The following is a 23,010-nucleotide window of genomic DNA, read 5'->3' as shown; positions in this document are numbered from 1 at the left end:
CGCCTGCGGGCAGGCGGGGGTGTCGCAGCCGCGCGCGCCCCGGGACTCGGCCCGGCCGGCCGAAAGTTGCCGGACGATTGTCGGCCGGGCCGTGGCCCGTCGGCGATACGCTCTGTCCGTGGTGGTCAGCGAGTTCCGGCGGCCCGTGTGCATGCCCGAGTTGGCACTGGACGATCGTGTGCCGGCCCGCACCCGGCATTACGCCAGGAGCGCGTCGAGCCGGCAGCGGGTCCTGACCATCGCCACGTATATCGCGGCCGTGGTGTCGGGCGGTTTCGGCATTTTCCAACTCGTCGTCGGCGGGCAGGTGTGGCGGTTCGGCTTCATCAACCTGGCCTCGGCGTGCCTGTTCGTCATGGTGCCGCTGTTGTACCGGTTCGGTGAGCTGATCGCACCGCTCACCTTCTTCGTCATCGCCTACCTGTCGGTGTCGTTCATGTGTTACGAGATCGGCACCGGATCCGGTCTGCAGTTCTATCTGTTGGTGTCGGCCACCCTGGTGGTGCTGGTGCTCGGTGTCGAGCGCATCGTGCTGGCCGCGACGCTGGCGGGGATGGCCGTCGCGGCGATCATCGCGCTGGAGTTGCTGGTTCCCGACGACCGCGGCCTCGGTCCGCCGTGGACCCTCACCGTGGGCTTCGTCAGCGCCGCGGTGTCGGCGGCGGTGATGATGTTCGCGACCGTGTGGTATTCGCTTCGGGAGACCGCACGCGCCGAACGGGCCATGGAGGCCGAGTATCAGCGCTCCGAGAAACTGCTGGCCAACATCCTGCCCGCGACGATCGCCGACCGGCTCAAGGATCCGGCTCGCACCATCATCGCCGACAAGTACGACGACGCGTCGATCCTGTTCGCCGATATCGCCGGATACACCGAGCGGGCCAGCGACACCACGCCGACCGATCTGGTCCGGTTCCTCGACCAGCTCTACACCGACCTCGACGCGCTGGTGGACCGGCATGGGCTGGAGAAGGTCAAAACCAGCGGGGACTCGTACATGGTGGTCAGCGGCGTGCCACGGCCGCGAAAAGACCATGTGGAGGCGCTGGCCGGTCTGGCGCTCGATATGGCGGCCGCCGTCGCGGGCCTCACCGATCCGCAGGGCAGGGCGGTGCCGTTGCGGATCGGTTTGGCCAGCGGCCCGGTCGTGGCCGGGGTGGTCGGTGCCCGCAAGTTCTTCTACGACGTGTGGGGCGATGCCGTCAACGTCGCCTCGCGGATGGAGTCCACCGACGTCGCGGGACGGATCCAGGTCCCCCAGGATGTCCACGACCGTCTCAGTGCCACGTTTCTCCTCGAAGAGCGGGGCGAGGTCGACATCAAGGGCAAGGGCGTGATGCGGACCTGGTATCTGCTGGCCCGCCGCGACCAACCCCTGTCCGCCGGCGCCTAGACCTTGCGATTCTCGGATTTGATCAACCAGGCCAGCTTCTCCAGTCCGTCGATCAGCTGATGCAGCACATCGGCGGTGCTGGGATCCTCGGCGTCGACCGCGTCGTGCACCCGGCGCATGGTGTCCACCGCGGCGTTGATCCGGACGGTGATCAGGTCGACCACCTCACCGGTGCTCCGCTCGTAGCCGGGGAACTCGGGAAGGGTGGTCGCCGCGGCCACGGTGTCCGAACGCCCGTCCGGGACCGCGTCCAGCGCCCGCATCCGTTCGGCGATGGTGTCGCCGCCCTCGCGGGCTAAGTCGACGAGTTCATCGAGCTGCAGGTGCAGATCGCGGAAGTTGGTGCCGACGACGTTCCAGTGCGCCTGCTTGCCCTGAAGGGACAGTTCGATCAGGTCGACCAGAACGCGCTGCAGATTGCCGCTGAGCTCCGGTGTGGCCTGGAAAGCTTGGATCTCTGATTCGGTTCGACGTGTACTCATGCTCAGTCCAACCCGTCCTAATCTGGAATCGTTCCAGATTACCGAGGTCGTGACGAACTTCACACCGGGGTGTGCCCGTCCAGCCGTTCCCGCTGGCCCTGCTGAGCGAGCAGCCGGGCGTACCCGGCGCCCATGGTCAGCAGCACCACGCCGACCACGATGAAGACCACCACCCGGAAGATTCCGTCGAGCGTGCCCAGATCGAACAGGAACAGCTTGGCCATCGCGGCCGCGACCAGCGCGAGGCCGGCGCCGAGGGGCAGCGAGCGCCGGGTCCTGGAACGGCCCGCGGCGTACCGGAACAACCCCGCCGCGACCACGATCCAGCAGATGGTCGCCACCATGTGCCCACCGAAGAAGCCTGCGCCGGGGCCGCCGATCACAACTCCAGCGGTCACGGTGCACATGGTGAGCGCATAACCGCTCACCGTCCCCGCCGCGGCCCATACGATCCGGGTCAGGTCCACGTCGGCCGGTGGTGAGCCCGTCCACGACCAGGCGATCGCGACGGCGGCACCGACCAGCACAACGCCCGCGACCAAGACCGAGATCGCGGTGGCCGTGGGCAACTCGACCGCCCGGGCCAGCTGGCGCGGCGGCGCGTAGGCGAGGAAGAAACACCCGCCGAGCACCGCGAACCCGAGGGCTGAGCACCGCGCGACGGCCTGATGGCGGCCCGCGACCGCGACCACGATCGCCATCCCCGACAGCACCGGCCCCGCCACAGAACCGTCGAAGGCGACGATCACCGCCAGCATCGCGGCGAGCGCCGACAGCGCCGACCAACCCTGCCGCACCGCGGGGACCATGCCGGGCAACCGGTCCCCGACCGCCACCACGGCCAGCAAGGCCGCGGCCAGCGCCGCGATCATCAACGCGGCCACCACCCGATCGGTGGCGGCCGAAACGCACAGCAGCGGAACAACTCCCACCGCGGTCTGTAGCGCCAGCACCGCCGGCTTCCCGGTCCACGCCAGCAGCACCAAGCCGCTCGCGACGGCCAGAACGGCGGCGAGGGCGCAGACCGTGGCCAGCCGTAGGTCCTCGCGGCCACCGATGGCCGTCGCGGCGAGGGCGAGCAGGAGCGGGCAGGTGCTCGCCGCGATGCGCGCGGTGTGCATCCACACCCAGTCCCGGCCGTACTGGACCGGCAGCGACGCGGCCGACAGGGCCAGCATGAACCCGATCAACAGCAGTGTGACACCGTCGGTGACCACCGGCGCCAGCCCGATCATCGGCACCAGCACGAGCAACCCGAGATGTTCGGAGCCCCATCGGCGGGCCAGCATCAGGCCCCCGCCGCCGATCACCGCGGCCGCCGCGAGCCCGACCGGTGCCGAAACCCAGTGATAGATCGCGGTCACCGCGATCACGTCCATATAGGCCGCCGCAATGCCGGTCGCGGCCAATGCGATGGCCCCGATCCGCCCGCCCGGCCGCCGGTACAGCCGCCGGCCGGCACCGACCAGCCCACCGGCCAGGACCGCGCCGGCCGCGACCCGAAAGCCGGGGTGCAGAATGCCGGCCTGTGCGGCGAGCACGAGAAGCAGCACCACACCGATCAGGGTCACCGCGACCCCGGCCGCCGCGAGGGCCTTGCCGATCCAGCCTTCCGGCCGGTTGGCTCGAACGGCCGGATCACCGGGCCGGGCCTGGGGTTGCGGAAGGGGTGCCGGTCGGGCCGCCGGAGCCGGTGGCCGGAACCATTGCGGTGGAGCAGGTTCCGGCTGTTGGGCCAAGAGCCGGTCGAGGGTGACCAGATCGGCCGACATCCTGGCCAGATACGCCGAGATGGCGGCGCAATCCCCGGACAACCGGGCAACGACGGCCCGCTGCGATTCGGTCATGCCGTCAGCGTGGCAGCCGCGGCCGCCGTCCGGATGAGTAGGACTACTCGTCCAGGCCGTGTTCGATCGCGTAACGGGCCAACTCGACCCTGTTGGCGACCTGCAGCTTGCGGAAGGTCGCCTGGACGTGATTCTCGATGGTGCGGTGGCTGAGCGACAGTCGGGTGGCGATCTGCTTGGCTGTCAACCCCTTCGCCACGTAGCGCAGTACCTCGGTCTCACGCTCGGTCAGGCTCGGGGTGGCAGGCCCGCTGTCGGGCCGCCGGGCGATGCGCCGGTACTCCCCCAGCACCAGGCCGGCCAGTCCCGGGGTGAACACCGCCCGGCCCTCGGCGGTGGCCCGCACTGCGGCGGCCAGTTCGGCCTTGGAGGCGCTCTTCACCAGATAGCCGGTGGCGCCCGCCTTCACCGCCTCCAGCACATCGTCGCGCTCGTCGGAGGCGGACAGCACCAGAACCCTGGTCGACGGTGACACCGCAAGCACCTCGGCGGTGGCCTGGACTCCGGTGCCATCGGCCAACCGCATATCCATCACCACGACATCGGGCCGGACCACGCCCGCCCGCCGGGCTGCGGCGGCCACCCCGTCCGCGGTGGCCACCACCTCGAACCCGTCGTCGGCGAGATCGCGGGCCACCGCATCCCGCCAGATCGGATGGTCGTCGACCACCATCACCTTCGGTTCGGAATCCCCCATCAGTCCCCCTTCTCGCGCGGTACCGTCAGCTCCCATTCCGTCCCGCATCCGGGCCCGGTGGTCACCGTGGCGCTGCCACCCAGCCAATCCATCCGGCCGACAATCGATTTCGAGATACCCATCCGGCCCTGCCGGGCGGCTTCGGCGAGCCGCCCGTCCGGTATGCCGACCCCGTCGTCGCGGATACTCACCGTCACCGATTCGCCGAGATCCTCCAGCAGCACGAACGCATGCGCGCCAGGACCCGCGTGGGCGGCGACATTGTCGAGCGCATTTCCGGCGGCGGCGAACAACTCCCGCGAAACCCCGACGTCGAGCAGCACCGGGTCGGCGGGCAGACTCACCGACACCAGGTCGGAGGCGCGAGTGCGCAACAGTGCGCCGATATCGGTCAGCGTCCCCGGCGGCGCCCCCGCACCGTCCGCGTCGGTGGCGCTGACCAACCGTCGCAGCGCCCGCTCCTGTTCCCCGGCGAGCTCGGCCAATTCCGCTGCCTGGCCCCCGATCTCACGGCCTTTGCGCGAGACCAGGGCCAGCACCTGGATCACCCCGTCATGCACTCGCCGGGACAACCGCTCCCGCTCCTCCGCCGCGGCCGCAAGCCGGGCGGCGCGTTCGAGTTCGGCGTGGGCCCGGCGCGCGGTCTGAGCGGCCATGCCGACCGCCAACCCCACCGCCAATTCGATGACGAGGGTGGCGTTGCGGCCGAGGTTGACACTGATGTAGCCCTTCAAGGTGGCGGCCGTGGCCATCACCGCAAGCCCCGCGGCCATCCCTCCGACCGGGCCGAACTGCAGCGCCGCCGATATCGTCGCATTGGTCGCCCACAGGGTGGTCGGCCAGGACTGATTGTCGGCGACCCATTGCCCGCTCGCCACGATCTCGGTGGACAGCATCAACGCCACCACGACGACGATCTCGGCGACCACCCAGCCCGTCCGCCGCCCGGCCCCGTGCAGATAGGCCACCCCGCACGCGACGCTGGATCCGAGGAGCACCGCGCACAGCCACCAGGCCAGCGCCGGGCGTTGCAGATCGTCGTTGATCGCGATCTGGAACCCCAGCGCGTAGATGCAGCTCAGCAGCCGAAAAACCTGGGCCGCCCGCCACAACGGGGTGACCGGGTCGAGACCGCGCTGCATTTGCTCAGCATAAGGTCGCCGGCCGGTCCCGGGGCGCACCGATGCCGCGGTGGCGCTACTGCTCCCCGCGGGCGACCGGACGCGACGGATCGCTGCTCCACTCCGACCACGAGCCGGGATACAGCGCGGCGTCGACGCCCGCCGCGGCGAGCCCGGCCACGGTCAGGGCCGCCGTGACACCCGAGCCGCAGTAGGCGCCGACCTCGGTGTCGTCGGATACCCCTGCCCCGGCCAGCAGCTGCCGGAGTGCGGTGTCGTCGCGCAGGGTGCCGTCCTCGCTCAGCAGACCGGTGCTGGGGAGGTTCCGCGCACCGGGGATATGTCCGGCGACCGGGTCGACGGGTTCGACGTCGCCGCGGAAGCGTTCGGGCGCACGCGCGTCGAGCAGTACGTTCACGGCGGATCGCGCCGTCTCGGCGGTCAGCGTGCGCCGGGCGCCGCGGTACAGGTCCTGGTGTAGGACGCGCACGTCGCCGGGGTCGGGACTGACGCGCCCCGTCTCCAGGCCACCTCCGCCCGCCTGCCAGGCGGCCAACCCGCCATCGAGGATCCGCACATCGGCGATTCCCGCGGCGGTCAGCACCCACCAGGCCCGCGCGGACCCGGCCCGGTTCCAGTCGTCGTAGACGACGGTCGGCACCCCCTCGCGAATTCCCCAGCGACGGGCGGCTACCTGCAGGTCAGGCCCGGACGGAAGGGGATGCCTGCCGCGCCCGGCGGCGCGGTGATCGGTGAGTTCGTCGTCGAGGGACACATATACGGCACCGGGTACGTGGCCGGCCGCATAGGCCGATTCACCATCGGGCTCGGCCAGGGTCCAGCGCACATCCAGTACCGTCACCGGCTCCCCGGACCCGATCAGTTCGCGGAGCCCGGCGGCGGTGACGAATACCTCTGATCGCGCTGTGGTCACCCCGTCGAAGCTACATCACCTTGGACAGAAACGCCTTGGTGCGTTCGTGTTTGGGGTTGCTCATCACGTCGCGGGGATTGCCGGACTCGATGATGACGCCGCCGTCCATGAAGACCAGCTTGTCGGCGACCTCGCGGGCGAAACCCATCTCGTGGGTGACCACGACCATCGTCATCCCCTCGCCGGCCAACTTCTTCATCACCGCGAGCACCTCCCCGACCAGTTCGGGGTCGAGTGCGGAGGTGGGCTCGTCGAACAGCATCAGCTTGGGGCTCATCGCCAGCGCGCGGGCGATCGCGACCCGTTGCTGCTGCCCGCCGGAGAGCTGCGCCGGGTAGGCGTCGGCCTTGGCGGCCAAGCCGACCTGGTCGAGCAGATCCTTGGCCCGCGCCACCGCATCGGTCTTCTTGACCCGCTTGACCTGGACGGGTGCCTCGATGATGTTCTCCAGGGCGGTGCGGTGCGGGAAGAGGTTGAAATGCTGGAAAACCATCCCGACCTCGCGGCGCTGTTTGGCGGCGTCCTTCGGGCGCATCTCATGCAGCTTGCCGCCGCGCTCGCGGTATCCGACCAGATCGCCGTCCACGTAGAGCCGGCCGGCGTTGACCTGCTCGAGGTGATTGATGCAGCGCAGGAAGGTCGACTTGCCCGATCCCGACGGTCCGACGATGCACAGCACCTCGCCCCGGCCGATCTCCAGCGTCACGCCCTTGAGCACGTGCAGCGCGCCGTAGCTCTTGCAGACGTCTTCGGCCTTGACCATCGCCGTCATGGCTTCGCCTCTCCCATCTGGGCTTTCGCCAGCGCCTCGAGCTGCTTGGTGGTCAGCTTCCGCGATGCGCCGCGGGCGTAGTAGCGCTCGAGGTAGTACTGCCCGACCATCAGCACGCTGGTGATCGCCAGGTACCAGGTGGACGCCGCCAGCAGCAGCGGAATCGGCTGGAACAGCGCCACCCCGATATCGCGTGCGCGTCCGTACAGTTCGAAGCTGTAGGGCACCGCCGTCACCAGCGATGTGGTCTTGAGCATGCTGATGAACTCGTTGCCGGTCGGGGGAATGATGACCCGCATCGCCTGGGGTAGCACGGTGCGCCGCATCGTCATTCCCCACGACATGCCGAGCGCGACCGACGCCTCGGACTGCCCTTCGGGCACCGAATTGATTCCGGCGCGGATGATCTCGGCCATATAGGCCGCCTCGTTGAGGCCCAGCCCGATGATCGCCAGCATGAAGAAGTTCGGATCGGAGAGGCTGAACTCGAACAGGGCGGGCCCGAACGGCACCCCGAGCCGGATGTTCTGATAGATCACCGGCACCAGACCCCACAGCACCAGCTGCACGTAGACCGGGGTACCGCGGAAGATCCACAGGTAGCCCCAGGCCACGGATTTCAGCACCGGGTTCGGCGACAGCCGCATCACCGCGAGGATCACGCCGAGCACCAGCGCCAGGATCATCGAGAAGATGGTCAGTTGCAGGGTGTTCCACGCGGCCTGCGAAAGGCGTTGGTCGAACAGGTATTTCCCGTAGGTCTCCCACCGGTAGGCCTCGTTGGTGGCCGCGCCGTAGACGAACAGTCCGAGCAGTACCAGGATGACGACCGCCGCCGCCCACCGCCACGGATGCCTCAGTGGGACAGCGTCGATGGCGGGCGGCGGCGATGCATCGGTCACGGCAGGCTCAGCTGACCGCACCGTTGACGACCGGCTTGTCGATCATTCCGTTCTCGGCACCCCAGTTCTTGGCCACCTGTTCGTAGGCGCCGGACTCGATCAGGTGCTCGAGCGCCTGGCGCAGCGATTCGGCCAGTGGGGAACCCTTCTGAACCGCCCAGCCGTAGGGCGCCGAATCGAAGATGTCGCCGGCCGCTTCGAGCTTGCCGTCGCTCTGCTTGATCGCGTACGAGGTCACCGGTGAATCCGCCGACATCGCATCGGCCTGGCCCAGCATGACCGCATTGGTGGCCGCGGTCTGGTCGTCGAACTTCACCACGCTGATCGCGGGCTTGCCCTCCTTGACGCACTTCGCGCTGCGGGCCGGCATCTCCTCGGTGTCCTGCACCGTCGCGGTCTGCACCGCGACCTTCTTACCGCACGCGTCCTCGGGGTTGATCCCGGCCCCCACCTTCTGCGCCCATGCCGAACCGGCTTCGAAGTAGGTGACGAAGTCGACCTGCTGTTCGCGCTCCTTGGAGTCGGTGAACGAGGACATGCCGAGGTTGTAGGTGCCGCCCTGCACCGACGGGATGATCTTGTCGAATGCCGACTGACGGTATTCGGCCGTGAGCCCCAGCGTGGCGGCGATCGCGTCCATCAACTCGACGTCGAAGCCGATGACCTTGCCGTTCGGGTCCTTGAACTCGTTCGGCGGGTACGTCGGGTCGGTGCCGACCACGAGCTTGCCGCTCGTCTTGATCGCCTCAGGCAGCGTGTTGGCGATCGCGTCGACTTTTTCGGCGCTGGCCGCCGTCGTCTCCGTGGCCGGGCCCGCCGAATCGGTGTTGGTCGCACACCCCGACAGCGCAAGTGCGCCGCTGAGGGCGAATGCCCCAGCGATACGCCATATCTTCCCCCGACGAATCTGACTTGACACTATTGTCTCTTCCTTCTGCCTCGGGCCGTGTTCGCCTGTTTCAAACCGGAGACGTTAACGGCCATGGACCCAGCGCGCAGTGCCGGTAACGAGACATTAGGGCAGCTTGAGCGCTGTGGCAGGGCGAATCGCCACAGTTAACGAAGAAGCCTTGTGGATGAGTTATCCGATACCAGGCGAATCCCTCCCAAACGAGGAGAACACCAATGGTTGAATGCAAGACTTGCACAGTCGAGACCGACAATCCAGACGGCGTCTGCAGCTTCTGCGAGGACTACGCCCCGCCCGACTGGCTGGCCAAGGCACAGGCCGCCCACGAGCAGCTGCAGCGCGACCACGCTCACGTCGCCCTACCGCCGCACACCACGGTCGTGGGCGAATGGACGGCAGGTTCGGCGTTCGGTCCGTTCCGGTTGTTCACCGCCGACTCGTGGGCCATCCCCACTCAGTGCTGCGAGACGTACGGCTGGGAGATCGGCGGGGACGATATCGAGGTGTCGGTCCAAGGCATCCAGACGCTGGCCACTGGTGAGCCCCGCATCAAATCCTGGGTCATGATCGGGGACCAGCTCGTACCTATCGAAACGGTGCCCGAGCTGGTACGCACGCTACAGGCGGCCTACCTGGCAGTGATCGATGCGGCCCGCGAAGAGCTGTCCACCAATGCGCCGATCTTCTCGGAGGCGACCCGATGAACACTATCGCCGCGCTACTGATCGCCATGACCGTCACGCCGTTGCCACCATGCCAATACGAGGACGGCAATCCCGATGGCCAGCCATGTATGTGGACCAGCCCGCGAACAGGACAGTCCTACTACAACGACGGGAGCAACTACCGCGACTGACCGCCCCGACACGGAAACACCCCCGACCATCACAGTCGGGGGTGTTCTCGTATGTGTCAGCGCCGACCAGGGCCACCCGCCCCTGGCCCTCCCGTCAGGGGGCGCGGCCTGCTTAGCGAGTCAGGCTGGACGCATTGCGTCAGGATTTTCTAGCGACGCCGCTGGGCGGCCATCTGTAGCTGGGCTGGGCTCAGCGCGGGGCCAGTGCCATCCGGGTATTGCACGCCCTGACGGGGACGCAGCAGGGCGTGCTGCTCGGCCTCACCCAACGAATCCCACTCTTCCTGGGTGAACTGGCGGGGACGCCGCTGCTGCACACCAGGCGGCAGCTCAAACTTGGCGGGCTCGGGCGCGGGGATCTCGTCGTTGGGGTAGTCGTGCGGATCAAGCTGAACGGTCCGCCCGTCCACAATCTTGCTGTGGATCGCTTTGGGCAGCGGGTACGCCTCGTACTGCTCAAGATCCACCGCCCTGATCGGCACACCAAGCCGCCACACGGCAGGCCAGCGACCGCACCGACCGCCACCGAGTGAGCCTTTGACGTAATTGTCATGGATAGGGTCGATGCCCGTCCACGCCACCCACACCTTGCGGCGATGGGCACCCTCGGTGTCCAACGTCAGGCCGATGTCGATCGTGTCGTCGTGCCACTCGTGCGTCGCCGCAGCGGTCAATCCCTTCCTCGGGTCGGGGATGCCAGCTAGTTGGGCGGCACACCTCAAAGCCACCGTGAGGCGATCAAGTTCGGCGGCGTGGTCGGCTGCGGCGTGCCACGCCTTCCCGACCTTCGCGTCACCACCCAACAGCGCAGCGGGATCGGTGTCGGGATCGACGATCTGGAAGGCGGATACCAGCTTGTCGGCGGTCGCATCGAAGCGCTTAGCGACGGCAGCGTAGTTCTCTGCGGCGATACCGTCGGCCAGCTCCCGAAGGCGCCGCTGGCCCGCATTCCTAACCTCGGTAGCAAGCTCGGCGGCGCGGATCTCACCACCAGCGGCGGCCCTAAGCTCGGCAATATTCTCGTCGGTACCGTCCAAGAGGGCCGCGAGTAGCCGATCCTTGGCGGGTGTCCCGATCCGGCGGTAATCAGCCAGACGGTCGACTAGCGCGGCGTAGCCGTCGGGATAGGCGCCGCCAGCCTCCACGACAGTGGCAAGTTTGCCTTCAAAGTCTTTGAAAAGGTTCATTTCGCTCCTACTGGTTGTTGTTGAGCAGCTCGGCGAGCCACTGTGATTTGGATCGTTCGGGCTGGGCCAACTTGGCCAGCCGCTCCGGGTCGGCCTGATGACCGACCGATGGAATGACGTTGCCGTGGCCCGGTTCGGGCTCTTCGGGCTCAGCAGGCTCGATGGGTTCGACGGGCTGTGCGGGCGGAAACTTGTCGGCCCATTTACGGGCAATGTCATCAACGTTATTTCCCATGTTGTTCTCCTAGATCGTGTTGCGGTGCAACAGGTTTACAGGTGCAGGAATTCACAGATGCAGGTGAACACCCATTGATCGGGCGCCCAGTCCGAATACTGACGGGCACGCGGCTTGGCAGGCTCATGGCAATCGGGGCACAAAGGCGGTTCACCGTGAGTTTCATGCGGCCGCTTCGCTTTCTGGGACATCAGAACTCCCGATCCCAACGTGACCGAGCGGCACGTTGATGCTGATCGGATTTCTTCCGAACGGGCTCCGGCGACACCCGCGCCGTCAGGTCAGCCACCTGCCGCTCCAAACTCCGCAGCTCCGCGGACACTTTCACCAACAGGGGCGACTCGACAGTCGGCGATGCGGCCAGCCGATCCCAGCGAGCGGACAGGATCTCGTGGCGGTTAGCAGCATCGGCAGCCCGGTCGAGAATGATTAACTCCATCGGCGTCCACTCCAGCTGGCAGCGGGCATCCTCGCCAGCTCGGGCCAGTGCTGAGTCCAGACGTTCGCGGAGACGGTCGCCTGCGGTTTTCTTCTTGGTCATATAACTCCTTAAGTGGTTAAAACGGGTTAGATACGGGATGGTTTGAGGTGGGAAAACACCCACCTACACGCCGCCCATCAGCACAAAACGGACCATGGTCCAGAGATTCTGGACGCAATGCGTCGTGGCAGAGAAGGGCTGGCCGCTAAAGGTGGGGATCGATGGGGGCGGGTGTCCTGCCCTATGCCCGCCAGCGGCTCTGTGCGGCCCGTGGAGTGATGGTTTGCTGTGCTCTGGTGTATCCGTATGGGCGTGGCCTTGCAGCGGCCCTGTACGGCTTTGAGGCGTACTGCTACTCGTCGGTGTCGAGACCGTCGAGCAGATCGTTCAAGGTGTCGGCGATGATTTGCCCAGTCGCAAGATCGACACGCCATGTCCACCTACCCTCAGGGCCACCACATGCCCGATGGATCACGATGTGCTCGTCGACTAGGTCGATCTCGATAGTGTCGGTCGCACTGCTGATCGTGTTCACGCTTCGGACTCGACGGCGTCATGCAGCATGTCCGCCAGCTGCCGTGCTGCCGTGTCGGACAGGACGAGCACATAACCACTCGCGTGCTGTACCTCGATGACATGCCGAACCCGAACAACCCTGGGTAGTCGGCAGGATCGGCACAGGCCGCTGAGGTTGCGGGTGCGGCCCTCGCAGCCCTCGGTGGAGCACGGCACACTCTGATTGCGTCGGCGGCTAGCCATTGAATGCCTTCACAATCCATGTCGACTCCACGGTGGAGATGACGACAGCCGTGCGTCCCCTCTGAACCGCCACGCCGCCGTCGATGGGGTCGAGAGTGATAGGCCGCCCAATAGCTGGCAGGACTGTGGTTGGTGTGGGGTCCGTCTGCTGAGCCTTCAACGCACGGGCAAGTTGCCGCGCCTCGTCTGTCGTCAGCCTGAGCGCGGGCCTGTCCCCGATACGCAAGCCATTACGCATATCAAGCATTCGCCACCGCCTTCGCCAGGGCGACAACCTCGCCGCGGGTCAGATGGACGCCGATGAAGCCGGCGCGCGGCTTGGAAGCCACCACACCGTCATCCTCGGGAGCCAGGTTGATCGGCGGATGCCCGGTAACAAGGATTTGGCGGGTTTCACCCGTCTCGATGACCGTCATCGCTTCGATAGCGAACTCGGCAATATCGTCGACCAGCAACCAGCCGAGGAGACCGCTGAGCTTCCACGGCTTCCCGGGCTCACGTCGCTGACAGTGAGTGTTGGGACTGAGTTTGAAGTATTGCAATTTAGAATAACCGTTCTAGTAAAAGGGAGGGTGGGCGTGTTTCCAGCCGCTAACACGCCCCGCGCCGCTGGTATGGCGCACACCCGGCCCTGACGACATAGCCGTTGGCGGGCGGGGAGACTGTCAGGCCCAGCGGGCTTTAGCTGGTGTCGCGGCCGTTGCTGTCCCGTGTTGTTCTAGCGGGATTGAGTAGACGCCGCGCCGCCTCAACCCGCACAGGATGCAATAGATATGTCTTGCACCATGTTCCGCGTGGCACACCGCAGCGTGGACAACCCACGGTGTTCACCACCTGACGCGTCACGCGCTTTCACTGTCGTTCATGTTGTCCTCCTGGACGATTCGGATAGCTGTAGCCCACGACATGGTTCGGACATGTTCGCCACGGTGCGCCAGCACCATCGGGGCATCGAGAGTCGCGCGGCGGGGAGCACGCCTTGGATGAACATCGCGGCTGTAATAGCGCTCAAGGTCCAGCTGCCTCGCAGGGGCGTTGCGCGGCGGACCTGCCATTGAATCCTGCAAACAATCGCTCCAGTGGATGGCGGCCAGGTTTGGGCGGTCCGCCCGCACCCGCAGGCCACAACACGCCAACCGAAACCACGCCACAGGGTCAGACGTCGGCGGGACCAAAGCCGCCAGGATCGCGGGATTCCTGACGATGTTGTAATGCCGATCGCGGACCCTGCCGTCAGGATGGATCGAATAGCTGGTACCAGGGATTGGCTGCCATATCCGCGGGCGACCCCCCATTGTAGCAAACTTGGGTTTGCTTTTTACTGGAAACCGTGTATCATGCGCCATCGTTTGTTCCCTTCGGTGCATACACACCCCTCGCAATCCGGTCGATACGGCCTTCGCCGTGTGCTCTGGAGAGCAGATTCTGGGCGACCGCGCGGCCCTCACAGATCCCCCGCGCAACCACATCCTCGGCGCGCACGTCGAACTCTGAGTTGACGAACTCGACGAGCCGCTCCATCTGATTCGGGCCGCGGTTCGTCTTCACGGCCCTCGCGTTGAGGATCAATGCGACAACTTCCGCGACGGTTATTCCCGTCTGCCGCATCGCCCACTCGATAGGCTCGAAGTCGTTCACAGGATGATGAGCGGCAAGTCGGCGGCGTTCTCGTCGAGCACTACCCCGCGCACCAGATTGCCGACCCGGTCAACGCCAACGACCGGCGTCGAGCCGAGGCATAACACGACCCGCTCGGTATGAGTAAAAGCCCGCAGGCTTACGCGACCCAGCGGAGTGAAAGCGGCGCCGTAGCGTACGACATCAAGCTGTTTAAACATCGACTTGGTCAGTTTGCGGTTGCCAAGTTTGACGGTATGAATCTTCGCGTTCTCAATCATGTTAGGTGTGTCCTTTGTCACAGTTTTGGGGGTGAAAATCGGGGTGTGAGACCGCCTCTATCCCGAGTTTTCGTCCCGAGCTTTGAAAACCGCAGGTCAGATGTGGTTTTTGCCGAAACTCGGGATGAAACTCGTCTTCGCAGGTCAGAGGTGGTTTTTGCCAAACTCGGGACCGATTTTTACCCGAGTTTCAGACAAAACCGCAGGTCAGCGGGTTAACCCGAATTTCAAACTCGGGATAACCCGCGACTGCTAGTCACGCTGCTTTAAGGTGCCACTTGGTGCCGTGCGTACGGTTTGCTGGAAGCCGCTCGATCTGCCCCATGCGTACGAGAAAATCAACGGCCTCGCGGAAGACGGCACCGCGGTACGACTTGGTCGGGAGCTTGTTGCGGAGATCCTCGTTCGACAACGGGCCGTCCGCGAGGATCTCCAGAATCGCGGCGGCTGCCTGCGCCTCCAGCTCCGCGCGTTCCTCCTCAATCTCCGCTTTAGCGTCAGCCTCGGCCTGCCGCCCATGAGCCGCCGCATGACCACGAAGCGCAGCAGCCTTCGCAGCCTCAGCCCGCACCCACGCCTGCTGACAATCAAGTGCACGCTCACGCACAGCATCGGAGGCATTCATGATCGCGCCAGAGCGCTCCCAGTCATCCAGCGTGACACCAGTGCTGCGGCCCTCGCTGAACCCAATCGCCGCCGCAATCTTCAACCGGGCAAAGCTGCGGTGCGTCTCGTTGCCAGGCGTGTTGCCCAGCTGCACCTGCCAGTCCTGCTCGCGCAGCTCCTGCGAGATGTCCCTGTGGACGGGGATCTCAGCCCACAGCGGATCTTTCATCCGCGGCATGGTCGGTAACCACTTGCGGCGTTCGGGCATCTCCAGCGGCATGCGCGGCTCGCGCACCGAGAACCACACCATCCGCTGCGGCAGCCCTGTTGCCTCCTGCGCGGCAAAACCACCAAGATTCGCCGGCTGAATCATCAGCAGCAGGTTCCACCGCAACGCGTGCTGCGCCAGCCACCGATCAGCATCCCCGCGGGCTGAACTGCCCACAAAGCTGCCAGTCCACATTTCACAGAGGATCTCAGCGGCTTTCGACCCGTCACGCGCCAGCTCCTTGTCCAGCAGGCGGCCCTCAGTGGCGACCGAATACACAGAGTCGAAGTAAGCCTTCTGACGCGGCAGAGTATTGCCATGTTCATCCTCGGCTACCACAGAGTCAGCCCGCACCATCTTGCCCTGATGTTTCACGTACCGAATGCAGGAGTGCACGAGATGCTCACCCGTCCCGACACCGACCTGGCGAACCTCGATCTTGCCCTCCTGATACGGGGCGAATGCTTTAGCGAGATCCCACGAACTGTTTTTCCCGCTGCCGGCATCGCCGATGCCCAGGAGGATTGTGTTGAGTGATCCGCCGATGCCGACACCGTTACGGGGCGGCAAGAGAACATCGCAGGGAATCTGGGCGAGCCGCCGCTGCAAGCACATCAAGTACACGGCAAGGGGATTCGCGCCAGCTTCGATGCAAATGTCATGCATCTCAGACGCCCAACCCGTATCGAAGATGCCCTTCTCCAACACGTTAAGCTCGTCCGGTTCAAACTGAAACCTCAAGTCAACAACTACTTTCCATTAAGTGCTTGGGGCATAGCCCAGCCGCACATGCCTAAAAACTCTTCCGACGCCGCCTCGGGCGTCACCACCACACCGCCACGGACATCTCCGACAACCGAACGGACGAACAGACCGCAGAGCTTGTTCAGCTCGATTTTGGCGTTGACGCGGCCAATGCGGGCCGCGCTGAACACAGTCGGCAGAATGGACGTCATAGTGGCGTGCCGAGACTCGCCCGCCTTCACCGCCCGCTCAAACCGTTCACCCCAGCTGGCTGCCAACTGCTTACGTACCGTTGGACCATAGGAATGCGCCGCCACGAACTCCCGAACCGCCTGCACCGAAACCGCCTCAGCCGCAGGCCCACCGCCTACTTGCAACTTCTGCAAGATGGCATCAGGGCACGGCGCCAGCGGTCCACTGGACACCCAGCGCCGTTCACCGATACCAGGCGCCGCGACAATGACCCCGTTAGACGACGCACGGACATCGCCCCACCCTGTACCGAGCCCGCGAGACGAATTCGAGTACTGCCCACCTGGACTAGAGAACACGTAATGCCCACGCCTAGGGTCCGTGTCGGGGCGTGTCTGCTGCACCTTCGCGTCCCCCAACAGATTCCAGTGATGGAAGTTGTCAGGCTTGTCGATGTCCAGTACGATTGCTCCAGAGCGGTTGACGTGCAGCGCGATCCCGTAATCCGTACCCGCGAACCACGCCACGATCTGACCAGGATCCCGTGACGACTGCTTATCCCAGCCCTTACCGACGACCGACCCCGCATGACGGGTGTCACGGCGTACGGGCAGCACGAACCACCCCGCACTGGCGTAGGCCAGTGCGGCAGTGAGAACGTCCTGGTCGTCGGTGAGGTCAGGGACAGCGAGGCTATCCCCCGCCACGCCTAGCCGTCAGCGATCTTGCGGAGCGTTTGATCGATTGCGCCGAGCCGCTCAGCAACCGCCCATACCGCAAGCATCAGTTCCGTCAGGGTGGGGTCATGCCCGTCGGCGTGCGCGCCGCTAACGTCGGGGATGGGGATATACCAGTCCATCACGCACCGCCATCCATGTAGCGGCGGTGGCGGCGCTCCTGCCGCTCCGTCAGTTTCCGCCCGTCATGCGCGGCCCACACGGGACAAAAGTCCTCGTGCCGGAACTCAATGTCACTGCCCTGAGGAGGCACGATCACGTCGGCGGGGCATTCGAGACAGATGCCCCGCGCCACAACGATGCAGCCCGTGTCCATGGCGAGCTGGCGGGCGGCCACCAGCTTCGCGTAGTCGATGTTGTCGGGAGTGTCCGAGACCACGAGCGTGTTCATCAGAACGGCTCCTCGTTGAAGCTGGGGAACCGCTCGTAGCCGTCGAACATTTCCTCGGCCGTCTCATAGAGAAACGCGCCAGCGGCGTACAACTCGTCCACGCTCACGAGGCCCTGCATGCGTGGACCATCATCTGCGATCACGCTGAAGTCGATCAGGACAAGGCGGTCGTCCGCGGCGATGATCTGCCCCTGATGCCGAAGCTCAAAGCCATGTTCGCCGCTGCGGGTGAAGTGAACGAACCGCCCCGTCAGGGCATCACTGAGGGCACTCACAGTCCACCGCCCGGCCGGGTCTGGTCGGTACGCCCGGCAGGGCCACGGCGGTTACGGCGCGCGCGCAGAGACGCCACCGTCATACGTGCGTAGTGGGCTTTGCGAAGGTTGGCGGCCCGCTTCGGGTCACCCTCAGCTTCCCGCAGCCATTTCGCTTCGAGCCCCAGGCGGGCGGGGGCGGTGGCGGCGCTACGTTCGGTCTCGTTCAGCTGGCCCCAGCGCTGGTGGGCGCCGGCCTGCTGGGCGATGCGAGTTGACGCATCAGGCTTCATGTGATTCCCTTAGGGTAGTCGTTGACAACTATCCACCGGCGAGGTTAGAGTTGTCATAGTGGATTGCCCTGTTTAGGGCAAATCCAGCGTACCACAGCGTTCGAACACCTGATCGGGCTTAGCGTCCCCTTAAATCAGATTCTTAGCTTTCATAGCGAATGTTTAATCTGTCGTACTCGTCGCTGGACAGTTCCTCCGCAGCCGACGCAACATAGCGATCTAACTGCTTTCGGCCACGCCAACCAGCTTGCGCCATCAGCCCGCCTTCGGAACCGCTCTCACGCAGCCACTTCACAGCAAACGTATGCCTTAATCTATGGATGTGGAAGCCTGGAACCCCGGCCTGCTCGGCTCTGCTCTTCAGCGCTTTAACGAGGCCGGTGTAGCTCAGCCGCCCATGCGCCGACAACCACAGGGCATCGCTCGTGGAGCCGAGCCGCTTACGGGCACGCAGGTAGTGCACCAAGGCTGCGGCGGCCTCCGGAGTGAACCGCACCCTGCGACCGCGTGCACCCTTGCCGCGACGAACGGTCATTGAACTGTCAGCCAGCGACACGTCGTCAACATCAACCGCCAACATTTCGGAGGCCCGCGCGCCCGTCGCGGCGAACATCAGGATGAGCGCATAGTCGCGGCGGTCTCGAAATTCCTTACCTTCGGATGCTTTCAGCATGGCGGCCACCTCCCTATCTGCAAGGTGTGGCACCACCCTGTCGTCGAGCTTCGGAGCTTTCACCAAGGCCACGGTCGATAGGTCCGCTTCGCCATCCTCGGTGACCCACGCTGCGAACCGTTTCACCGCCGCCAATCGGAGCCTGACCGTCGCCGCTTCGCGGTCATACATCGAGGCCACCCACGCCTGGCATGACGCCTTGTCCAGTTCCATGTCGTTCGCCTCGGCGAAGGTCACCCACTCGGTGACGCCTCGGCGATAAGCCTTGAGTGTTTCGGGCGACTTGCGTTCACCGCGCAGGATGAGCAGCCACTGCTCCATCGACAGCAAAGCATCTTCCATCCCGTTATCTTAGACCAGAACGCTGTGGTGGTGTATTATCGACACCAGACCAGCACATATGCACTGGTCAAACGGATATCGAGGGTTTGACTCTACGGTCGGTAACGAGACATTAACGATCGCCGTACGTTGCCACAGGCGTAACGTAAAATCCGCGATCGGCCTCGTGTCGTGTGCCAGACTTCCAGCATGCAAACCACCGCTGCCCCAAGCCTGTTGCCGCACCTGTGGAAGACGGCGTTGATCACGGGTGTGCTCGCAGTCCTCCTGGGAGTCCTGGTATTCGTGCGGCCCGGCGCCGCGATCCTGGTCACCGCGATCTTCTTCGGTGCGTACCTGTTGATCACCGGTATCTCGCAGCTCGTGCTGGCGTTCAGCCTGCGCGCATCGGTCGGGGGCCGGGTGCTGTTGTTCATCGGCGGCGCCGCGGCGGTCATCCTGGCGGTGCTGTGCTTCGTCAACCTGCAGAATTCGATCGACCTGCTGGCCATCTGGATCGGCGTGGGATTCATCTTCCGCGGTGTGGCCACGGCGATGTCGGCCATCGGTGACTCCTCGCTGCCCGGCCGGATCTGGGAGATCATCGTCGGCATCGTGAGCGTCCTCGCCGGCATCGTCATGTTCGTCGCACCCATCGAAGGGCTCGTCGCACTCACCCAGGTGACCGGCATCATCCTGATCGTGGTGGGCGCGTTCGAGATCGCATCGGCGTTCGCCATCCGCAAGGACGCCAAGAACCCCGCCGCAACGCAGACGCCCCCGTCGGCTCCGACGGTGACGTAACCCACCGCCACCGATCACGGGCAGGTGCTGGCTGGCACATCAACTGTCTACTACACTCTGTCGTAGGTTGGCCTGGCGACCTCGAGAGTGAAGTAGGTCAGATGGACGCATTGGACGTATCCCGGTGGCAGTTCGGTATCACCACCGTCTACCACTTCATCTTCGTTCCGCTGACCATCGGGCTGGCGCCGCTGATCGCCGTCATGCAGACGGTCTGGGTGGTGACCGGCAACGACAGCTGGTACCGGCTGACCAAGTTCTTCGGGAAGTTGTTCCTGATCAACTTCGCCATCGGGGTGGCAACCGGCATCGTGCAGGAGTTCCAGTTCGGGATGAACTGGAGTGAGTACTCCCGATTCGTCGGCGACATCTTCGGTGCCCCACTGGCCATGGAGGGCCTCGCCGCGTTCTTCTTCGAGTCCACCTTCATCGGGTTGTGGATCTTCGGGTGGACCCGACTGCCCCGCCTGGTGCACCTCGCGTGCATCTGGATCGTGGCGATCGCGGTCAACATGTCGGCGTTCTTCATCATCGCCGCGAACTCCTTCATGCAGCATCCGGTCGGTGCCCGCTACAACCCCGAGACCGGTCGTGCCGAACTGACCAGCATCGTCGCCCTGTTCACCAACAACACCGCGATCGCGGCGTTCAGCCACGCGGTCGCCGGGGCCTTCCTGACCGCCGGAGTGTTCGTCGCCTGTGTATCGGCGTGGTGGATGGTGCGCTCGCACCGTCGGGGCGCAGCCTCGCAGAGCGCCGGCGACGCCGCCACCATGTACCGGCCGGCCACGATCCTGGGCTGCTGGGTCACGCTGATCGCCGCGGTCGCGATCGCCTTCACCGGCGACGCCCAGGGCAAACTGATGTTCCAGCAGCAGCCGATGAAGATGGCCTCGGCCGAATCCCTGTGCCACAGCGAGGAAGATCCGGATTTCTCGGTCCTCACCGTCGGCACCCACAACAACTGCGACAGCGTGACCCACCTCATCGAGGTGCCGTTCGTGCTGCCGTTCCTGGCCGAAGGCAGGTTCACCGGCGTCCACCTCGACGGGGTCAAGGACCTGCAGGACCAGTACGAGCAGAAATTCGGGCCGGGAGATTACCGCCCCAACCTGTTCGTGACCTACTGGTCGTTCCGCGCGATGATCGGATTCCTGGCCATCCCAGGGTTGTTCGCGCTCGCCGCGCTCTGGCTCACCCGCGGCAACCGGATCCCGCGTCAGCGCTGGTTCGGCTGGTTCGCGCTGCTCACCATCCCCACCCCGTTCCTGGCCAACAGCGCGGGTTGGGTGTTCACCGAAATGGGCCGCCAGCCGTGGGTCGTCGTGCCGAATCCGACCGGCGATCAGGACATCCGGCTGACCGTCGCGCAGGGCGTCTCCGGACACTCGGCCGGGATGGTGATGTTCTCACTGGCCACCTTCACCGTGCTCTACGCGGTTCTGGCCGTCATCTGGTCCTGGCTGCTGCGGCGCTACATCGTCGAGGGCCCGCTCGAACACGACGCCGAACCCGCGCCGCCGACGCCGCCGGACGCCGACGACGTGGCGCCGCTGTCGTTCGCGTATTAGGAGCAGGACAATGGGATTACAGGAACTCTGGTTCATCCTCCTGGCCGTGCTGTTCCTCGGCTTCTTCGTCCTCGAGGGATTCGACTTCGGCGTCGGGATGCTGATGTCGTTCTTCGGTCGGACCGCGGCGCGCCGCGGTGAGGATCCCGAACAGTACCGCCGGGCCGCACTGAACACTATCGGGCCGGTCTGGGACGGCAACGAGGTGTGGCTGATTACCGCGGGCGGTGCGATGTTCGCGGCCTTCCCGGAGATGTATGCGACCGTGTTCTCCGGTCTGTACCTGCCGCTGCTGGCGATCCTGTGCGCGATGATCGTGCGGGTCGTGGCCATCGAATGGCGGGGCAAGATCGACGATCCGCAGTGGCGCCGATGGGCCGATGCCGCCATCGCCGTCGGCTCCTGGTTCCCCGCGATCCTGTGGGGCGTCGCGTTCGCCGGACTGGTGCGCGGACTTCCGGTCGACGCCGACAAACAGATGCACCTGTCGATCGGCGATGTCCTCAACGCCTACACCCTGCTCGGCGGGCTGGCCACCGGCGCCCTGTTCGCCATGCACGGCGCGGTGTTCGTGGCGCTCAAGACCTCCGACGCGATCCGCACCGACGCGTTCCGGTTCGCCGGGCTCCTGGCGATCCCGGCCACGGTGCTGGTGGCCGGATTCGGGGTGTGGACGCAATTGGCCTATGGGAAGGGCTGGACCTGGCTGGTGCTCGCCGTCGCGGTGGCGGCCCAGATCGCCGCGGTCGGCCTGGTGTACCGCAAGCGCGGTGAAGGCTGGGCCTTCATCTTCACCTCGGTCGTCGTCGCGGCCGCGGTGATCCTGCTGTTCGGCTCGCTGTTCCCGGATCTGGTGCCCTCATCGCTGAATCCGGACTGGAGCCTGACGATCCACAACGGATCGTCCTCGCCGTACACCCTGAAGATCATGACCTGGGCGGCCCTGATCTTCGCCCCGCTGGTGATGCTCTACCAGGGCTGGACGTACTGGGTGTTCAGCAGACGCATCTCGGCGGACCGGATACCGGCGCCGATCGGACTGTCGCGGCGGTCGGACTGAATCTCTGGCGCGCACTCGGCATCCGCGGCGGCTCCGGATCCACGACGGCGCTGCGGCGCTGTCTGGCGGCCTCGGTGGCCTGCGGCGTGCTCATCGCCGGCACCACGATCGCCTCGGCCGTGCTACTGGCCCACATCGTCGCCGGCCTGATCTCCGCTCCGCGGTCCGGAACACGTTGGGGCACCGAGCTCGTCGTCCTCGCGGCACTGTGGCTGGTCCGGGCGCTGGCGCAGTGGTTGCAGGGCAGGCTGTCCCAACGCGGTGCGACCGCCGTCATCGGCGAACTGTCGGGCCGGGTGGTGCGGTCGGTGACCGCCCAGCCGCCCCGCCGGCTGGCCGCCGACCGGGACCCCGCGGCGGCGGTGGTCACCCGAGGCCTGGACGGGCTGCGCCCGTATTTCACCAACTACCTGCCCGCGCTGGTGCTGGCCGCGATCCTCACCCCCGCCGCCCTCGCGGTGATGGCCTGTTATGACCTGCAGGCCGCCGCGATCGTGACGATCGCGCTTCCGCTGATCCCGATCTTCATGGTGCTGATCGGGCTGGTCACCGCCGAACGATCGGAAGCGGCGCTGGCCGCGATGACGACCCTGCAGGCCCGCATGCTCGACCTGATCGCGGG

Annotated in this window: 30 protein-coding genes; 7 read left to right on the top strand and 23 right to left on the bottom strand. The window is 65.6% G+C overall.

Annotated elements, in window-relative coordinates:
• Positions 1-151 precede the first annotated feature (151 nt).
• Complete coding sequence (locus ACWDTP_RS05105) at positions 152-1,393, top strand: adenylate/guanylate cyclase domain-containing protein (protein WP_450017326.1); 1,242 nt, start codon at positions 152-154, stop codon at positions 1,391-1,393.
• Here ACWDTP_RS05105 and ACWDTP_RS05100 read toward each other — a convergent pair.
• Genes ACWDTP_RS05100 through ACWDTP_RS05065 form a run of 8 tightly spaced genes read right to left on the bottom strand, consistent with a single transcriptional unit; the run spans position 1,390 to position 9,067 of the window.
• Entirely contained in the window at positions 1,390-1,875 is a 486-nt protein-coding gene (locus tag ACWDTP_RS05100) for a Dps family protein (RefSeq protein WP_450017212.1), read from the bottom strand. The genes ACWDTP_RS05105 and ACWDTP_RS05100 overlap by 4 nt on opposite strands.
• A gap of 59 nt (positions 1,876-1,934) precedes the next feature.
• Complete coding sequence (locus ACWDTP_RS05095; protein ID WP_450017210.1) at positions 1,935-3,722, bottom strand: DUF2339 domain-containing protein; 1,788 nt, start codon at positions 3,720-3,722, stop codon at positions 1,935-1,937.
• 43 nt (positions 3,723-3,765) lie between these two features.
• Positions 3,766-4,419, bottom strand: a complete 654-nt coding sequence (locus ACWDTP_RS05090) for a response regulator (protein WP_450017208.1) — start codon at positions 4,417-4,419, stop codon at positions 3,766-3,768.
• A complete protein-coding gene (gene macS, locus ACWDTP_RS05085; protein WP_450017206.1) occupies positions 4,419-5,561 on the bottom strand; it encodes a MacS family sensor histidine kinase in 1,143 nt (380 codons plus the stop codon). Before macS ends, ACWDTP_RS05090 begins: the two co-directional genes overlap by 1 nt.
• A gap of 55 nt (positions 5,562-5,616) precedes the next feature.
• On the bottom strand, positions 5,617-6,474 hold the full coding sequence (locus ACWDTP_RS05080) for a sulfurtransferase (protein WP_450017204.1): 858 nt from the start codon (positions 6,472-6,474) through the stop codon (positions 5,617-5,619).
• A gap of 10 nt (positions 6,475-6,484) precedes the next feature.
• Positions 6,485-7,246 (bottom strand): amino acid ABC transporter ATP-binding protein, encoded by a 762-nt coding sequence (locus tag ACWDTP_RS05075; protein WP_450017202.1) that lies wholly within the window; start codon positions 7,244-7,246, stop codon positions 6,485-6,487.
• On the bottom strand, positions 7,243-8,148 hold the full coding sequence (locus ACWDTP_RS05070) for an amino acid ABC transporter permease (protein ID WP_450017200.1): 906 nt from the start codon (positions 8,146-8,148) through the stop codon (positions 7,243-7,245). The genes ACWDTP_RS05075 and ACWDTP_RS05070 overlap by 4 nt, the downstream gene beginning before the upstream one ends.
• 7 nt (positions 8,149-8,155) lie before the next feature.
• Positions 8,156-9,067, bottom strand: coding sequence for an ABC transporter substrate-binding protein (locus tag ACWDTP_RS05065; RefSeq protein ID WP_450017198.1), 912 nt, complete (start codon positions 9,065-9,067; stop codon positions 8,156-8,158).
• A gap of 206 nt (positions 9,068-9,273) precedes the next feature.
• Here ACWDTP_RS05065 and ACWDTP_RS05060 point away from each other — a divergent pair, with 206 nt between their 5' ends.
• A complete protein-coding gene (locus ACWDTP_RS05060; protein WP_450017196.1) occupies positions 9,274-9,762 on the top strand; it encodes a hypothetical protein in 489 nt (162 codons plus the stop codon).
• Complete coding sequence (locus ACWDTP_RS05055) at positions 9,759-9,914, top strand: hypothetical protein (protein ID WP_450017194.1); 156 nt, start codon at positions 9,759-9,761, stop codon at positions 9,912-9,914. The genes ACWDTP_RS05060 and ACWDTP_RS05055 overlap by 4 nt, the downstream gene beginning before the upstream one ends.
• A 149-nt stretch (positions 9,915-10,063) precedes the next feature.
• On the opposite strand, the gene ACWDTP_RS05050 is transcribed toward ACWDTP_RS05055, so the two are convergent.
• The 15 genes from ACWDTP_RS05050 to ACWDTP_RS04980 form a co-directional block, all read right to left on the bottom strand.
• Positions 10,064-11,101, bottom strand: a complete 1,038-nt coding sequence (locus ACWDTP_RS05050; RefSeq protein WP_450017192.1) for a hypothetical protein — start codon at positions 11,099-11,101, stop codon at positions 10,064-10,066.
• Positions 11,102-11,108: 7 nt separating this feature from the next.
• The gene (locus ACWDTP_RS05045) at positions 11,109-11,336 is read right to left on the bottom strand and encodes a hypothetical protein (RefSeq protein ID WP_450017190.1); all 228 of its coding nucleotides are present in this window, start codon (positions 11,334-11,336) and stop codon (positions 11,109-11,111) included.
• A 190-nt stretch (positions 11,337-11,526) separates the two neighbouring features.
• On the bottom strand, positions 11,527-11,877 hold the full coding sequence (locus ACWDTP_RS05040; protein WP_450017188.1) for a hypothetical protein: 351 nt from the start codon (positions 11,875-11,877) through the stop codon (positions 11,527-11,529).
• A 292-nt stretch (positions 11,878-12,169) separates the two neighbouring features.
• Entirely contained in the window at positions 12,170-12,352 is a 183-nt protein-coding gene (locus ACWDTP_RS05035) for a hypothetical protein (protein WP_450017186.1), read from the bottom strand.
• Between the two features lie 463 nt (positions 12,353-12,815).
• A complete protein-coding gene (locus ACWDTP_RS05030) occupies positions 12,816-13,031 on the bottom strand; it encodes a hypothetical protein (protein WP_450017184.1) in 216 nt (71 codons plus the stop codon).
• A gap of 226 nt (positions 13,032-13,257) precedes the next feature.
• Positions 13,258-13,398, bottom strand: a complete 141-nt coding sequence (locus ACWDTP_RS05025) for a zinc finger domain-containing protein (RefSeq protein WP_450017324.1) — start codon at positions 13,396-13,398, stop codon at positions 13,258-13,260.
• A gap of 513 nt (positions 13,399-13,911) precedes the next feature.
• Positions 13,912-14,214, bottom strand: a complete 303-nt coding sequence (locus ACWDTP_RS05020; protein WP_450017182.1) for a type IV toxin-antitoxin system AbiEi family antitoxin domain-containing protein — start codon at positions 14,212-14,214, stop codon at positions 13,912-13,914.
• Entirely contained in the window at positions 14,211-14,474 is a 264-nt protein-coding gene (locus tag ACWDTP_RS05015) for a hypothetical protein (protein ID WP_450017180.1), read from the bottom strand. The genes ACWDTP_RS05020 and ACWDTP_RS05015 overlap by 4 nt, the downstream gene beginning before the upstream one ends.
• 256 nt (positions 14,475-14,730) lie before the next feature.
• Positions 14,731-16,053, bottom strand: a complete 1,323-nt coding sequence (locus ACWDTP_RS05010; RefSeq protein WP_450017178.1) for a hypothetical protein — start codon at positions 16,051-16,053, stop codon at positions 14,731-14,733.
• Positions 16,054-16,097: 44 nt separating this feature from the next.
• Positions 16,098-16,991 carry a bifunctional DNA primase/polymerase gene (locus tag ACWDTP_RS05005; protein WP_450017176.1) on the bottom strand — a complete coding sequence of 298 codons (894 nt, stop codon included), beginning with the start codon at positions 16,989-16,991 and terminating at the stop codon, positions 16,098-16,100.
• A 2-nt stretch (positions 16,992-16,993) separates the two neighbouring features.
• Complete coding sequence (locus ACWDTP_RS05000) at positions 16,994-17,143, bottom strand: hypothetical protein (RefSeq protein ID WP_450017174.1); 150 nt, start codon at positions 17,141-17,143, stop codon at positions 16,994-16,996.
• On the bottom strand, positions 17,143-17,412 hold the full coding sequence (locus ACWDTP_RS04995) for a hypothetical protein (RefSeq protein WP_450017172.1): 270 nt from the start codon (positions 17,410-17,412) through the stop codon (positions 17,143-17,145). Before ACWDTP_RS04995 ends, ACWDTP_RS05000 begins: the two co-directional genes overlap by 1 nt.
• On the bottom strand, positions 17,412-17,687 hold the full coding sequence (locus ACWDTP_RS04990; RefSeq protein WP_450017171.1) for a hypothetical protein: 276 nt from the start codon (positions 17,685-17,687) through the stop codon (positions 17,412-17,414). The genes ACWDTP_RS04995 and ACWDTP_RS04990 overlap by 1 nt, the downstream gene beginning before the upstream one ends.
• A complete protein-coding gene (locus ACWDTP_RS04985; RefSeq protein WP_450017169.1) occupies positions 17,684-17,959 on the bottom strand; it encodes a hypothetical protein in 276 nt (91 codons plus the stop codon). Before ACWDTP_RS04985 ends, ACWDTP_RS04990 begins: the two co-directional genes overlap by 4 nt.
• Before the next feature lie 142 nt (positions 17,960-18,101).
• Complete coding sequence (locus ACWDTP_RS04980) at positions 18,102-18,974, bottom strand: tyrosine-type recombinase/integrase (RefSeq protein ID WP_450017167.1); 873 nt, start codon at positions 18,972-18,974, stop codon at positions 18,102-18,104.
• Positions 18,975-19,163: 189 nt separating this feature from the next.
• Here ACWDTP_RS04980 and ACWDTP_RS04975 point away from each other — a divergent pair, with 189 nt between their 5' ends.
• The 4 genes from ACWDTP_RS04975 to ACWDTP_RS04960 all read left to right on the top strand — a co-directional run.
• Positions 19,164-19,757 (top strand): HdeD family acid-resistance protein, encoded by a 594-nt coding sequence (locus ACWDTP_RS04975; protein WP_450017165.1) that lies wholly within the window; start codon positions 19,164-19,166, stop codon positions 19,755-19,757.
• Between the two features lie 101 nt (positions 19,758-19,858).
• Positions 19,859-21,328, top strand: a complete 1,470-nt coding sequence (locus ACWDTP_RS04970) for a cytochrome ubiquinol oxidase subunit I (protein ID WP_450017163.1) — start codon at positions 19,859-19,861, stop codon at positions 21,326-21,328.
• A 10-nt stretch (positions 21,329-21,338) separates the two neighbouring features.
• Complete coding sequence (cydB, locus tag ACWDTP_RS04965) at positions 21,339-22,388, top strand: cytochrome d ubiquinol oxidase subunit II (RefSeq protein WP_450017161.1); 1,050 nt, start codon at positions 21,339-21,341, stop codon at positions 22,386-22,388.
• Between the two features lie 50 nt (positions 22,389-22,438).
• The coding region (locus tag ACWDTP_RS04960) for an ABC transporter transmembrane domain-containing protein (protein ID WP_450017322.1) at positions 22,439-23,010 on the top strand (572 nt) is incomplete at its 3' end.

Source organism: Mycobacterium sp. NPDC003449, from assembly GCF_053588415.1.
The sequence above is the reverse complement of the archived record's forward strand: the minus strand, read 5'-3'. Positions and strand labels throughout refer to the sequence as shown.

Excerpts from the sequence above, each read along its gene's own strand:
- ACWDTP_RS05105 (WP_450017326.1), top strand. The coding sequence starts at position 152 with ATGCCCGAGTTGGCACTGGACGATCGTGTGCCGGCCCGCACCCGGCAT.
- ACWDTP_RS05100 (WP_450017212.1), bottom strand. The coding sequence starts at position 1,875 with ATGAGTACACGTCGAACCGAATCAGAGATCCAAGCTTTCCAGGCCACA.
- ACWDTP_RS05095 (WP_450017210.1), bottom strand. The coding sequence starts at position 3,722 with ATGACCGAATCGCAGCGGGCCGTCGTTGCCCGGTTGTCCGGGGATTGC.
- ACWDTP_RS05090 (WP_450017208.1), bottom strand. The coding sequence starts at position 4,419 with ATGGGGGATTCCGAACCGAAGGTGATGGTGGTCGACGACCATCCGATC.
- macS (WP_450017206.1), bottom strand. The coding sequence starts at position 5,561 with ATGCAGCGCGGTCTCGACCCGGTCACCCCGTTGTGGCGGGCGGCCCAG.
- ACWDTP_RS05075 (WP_450017202.1), bottom strand. The coding sequence starts at position 7,246 with ATGACGGCGATGGTCAAGGCCGAAGACGTCTGCAAGAGCTACGGCGCG.
- ACWDTP_RS05060 (WP_450017196.1), top strand. The coding sequence starts at position 9,274 with ATGGTTGAATGCAAGACTTGCACAGTCGAGACCGACAATCCAGACGGC.
- ACWDTP_RS05055 (WP_450017194.1), top strand. The coding sequence starts at position 9,759 with ATGAACACTATCGCCGCGCTACTGATCGCCATGACCGTCACGCCGTTG.
- ACWDTP_RS05050 (WP_450017192.1), bottom strand. The coding sequence starts at position 11,101 with ATGAACCTTTTCAAAGACTTTGAAGGCAAACTTGCCACTGTCGTGGAG.
- ACWDTP_RS05045 (WP_450017190.1), bottom strand. The coding sequence starts at position 11,336 with ATGGGAAATAACGTTGATGACATTGCCCGTAAATGGGCCGACAAGTTT.
- ACWDTP_RS05040 (WP_450017188.1), bottom strand. The coding sequence starts at position 11,877 with ATGACCAAGAAGAAAACCGCAGGCGACCGTCTCCGCGAACGTCTGGAC.
- ACWDTP_RS05015 (WP_450017180.1), bottom strand. The coding sequence starts at position 14,474 with ATGATTGAGAACGCGAAGATTCATACCGTCAAACTTGGCAACCGCAAA.
- ACWDTP_RS05000 (WP_450017174.1), bottom strand. The coding sequence starts at position 17,143 with ATGGACTGGTATATCCCCATCCCCGACGTTAGCGGCGCGCACGCCGAC.
- ACWDTP_RS04995 (WP_450017172.1), bottom strand. The coding sequence starts at position 17,412 with ATGAACACGCTCGTGGTCTCGGACACTCCCGACAACATCGACTACGCG.
- ACWDTP_RS04985 (WP_450017169.1), bottom strand. The coding sequence starts at position 17,959 with ATGAAGCCTGATGCGTCAACTCGCATCGCCCAGCAGGCCGGCGCCCAC.
- ACWDTP_RS04980 (WP_450017167.1), bottom strand. The coding sequence starts at position 18,974 with ATGGAAGATGCTTTGCTGTCGATGGAGCAGTGGCTGCTCATCCTGCGC.
- ACWDTP_RS04975 (WP_450017165.1), top strand. The coding sequence starts at position 19,164 with ATGCAAACCACCGCTGCCCCAAGCCTGTTGCCGCACCTGTGGAAGACG.
- ACWDTP_RS04970 (WP_450017163.1), top strand. The coding sequence starts at position 19,859 with ATGGACGCATTGGACGTATCCCGGTGGCAGTTCGGTATCACCACCGTC.
- cydB (WP_450017161.1), top strand. The coding sequence starts at position 21,339 with ATGGGATTACAGGAACTCTGGTTCATCCTCCTGGCCGTGCTGTTCCTC.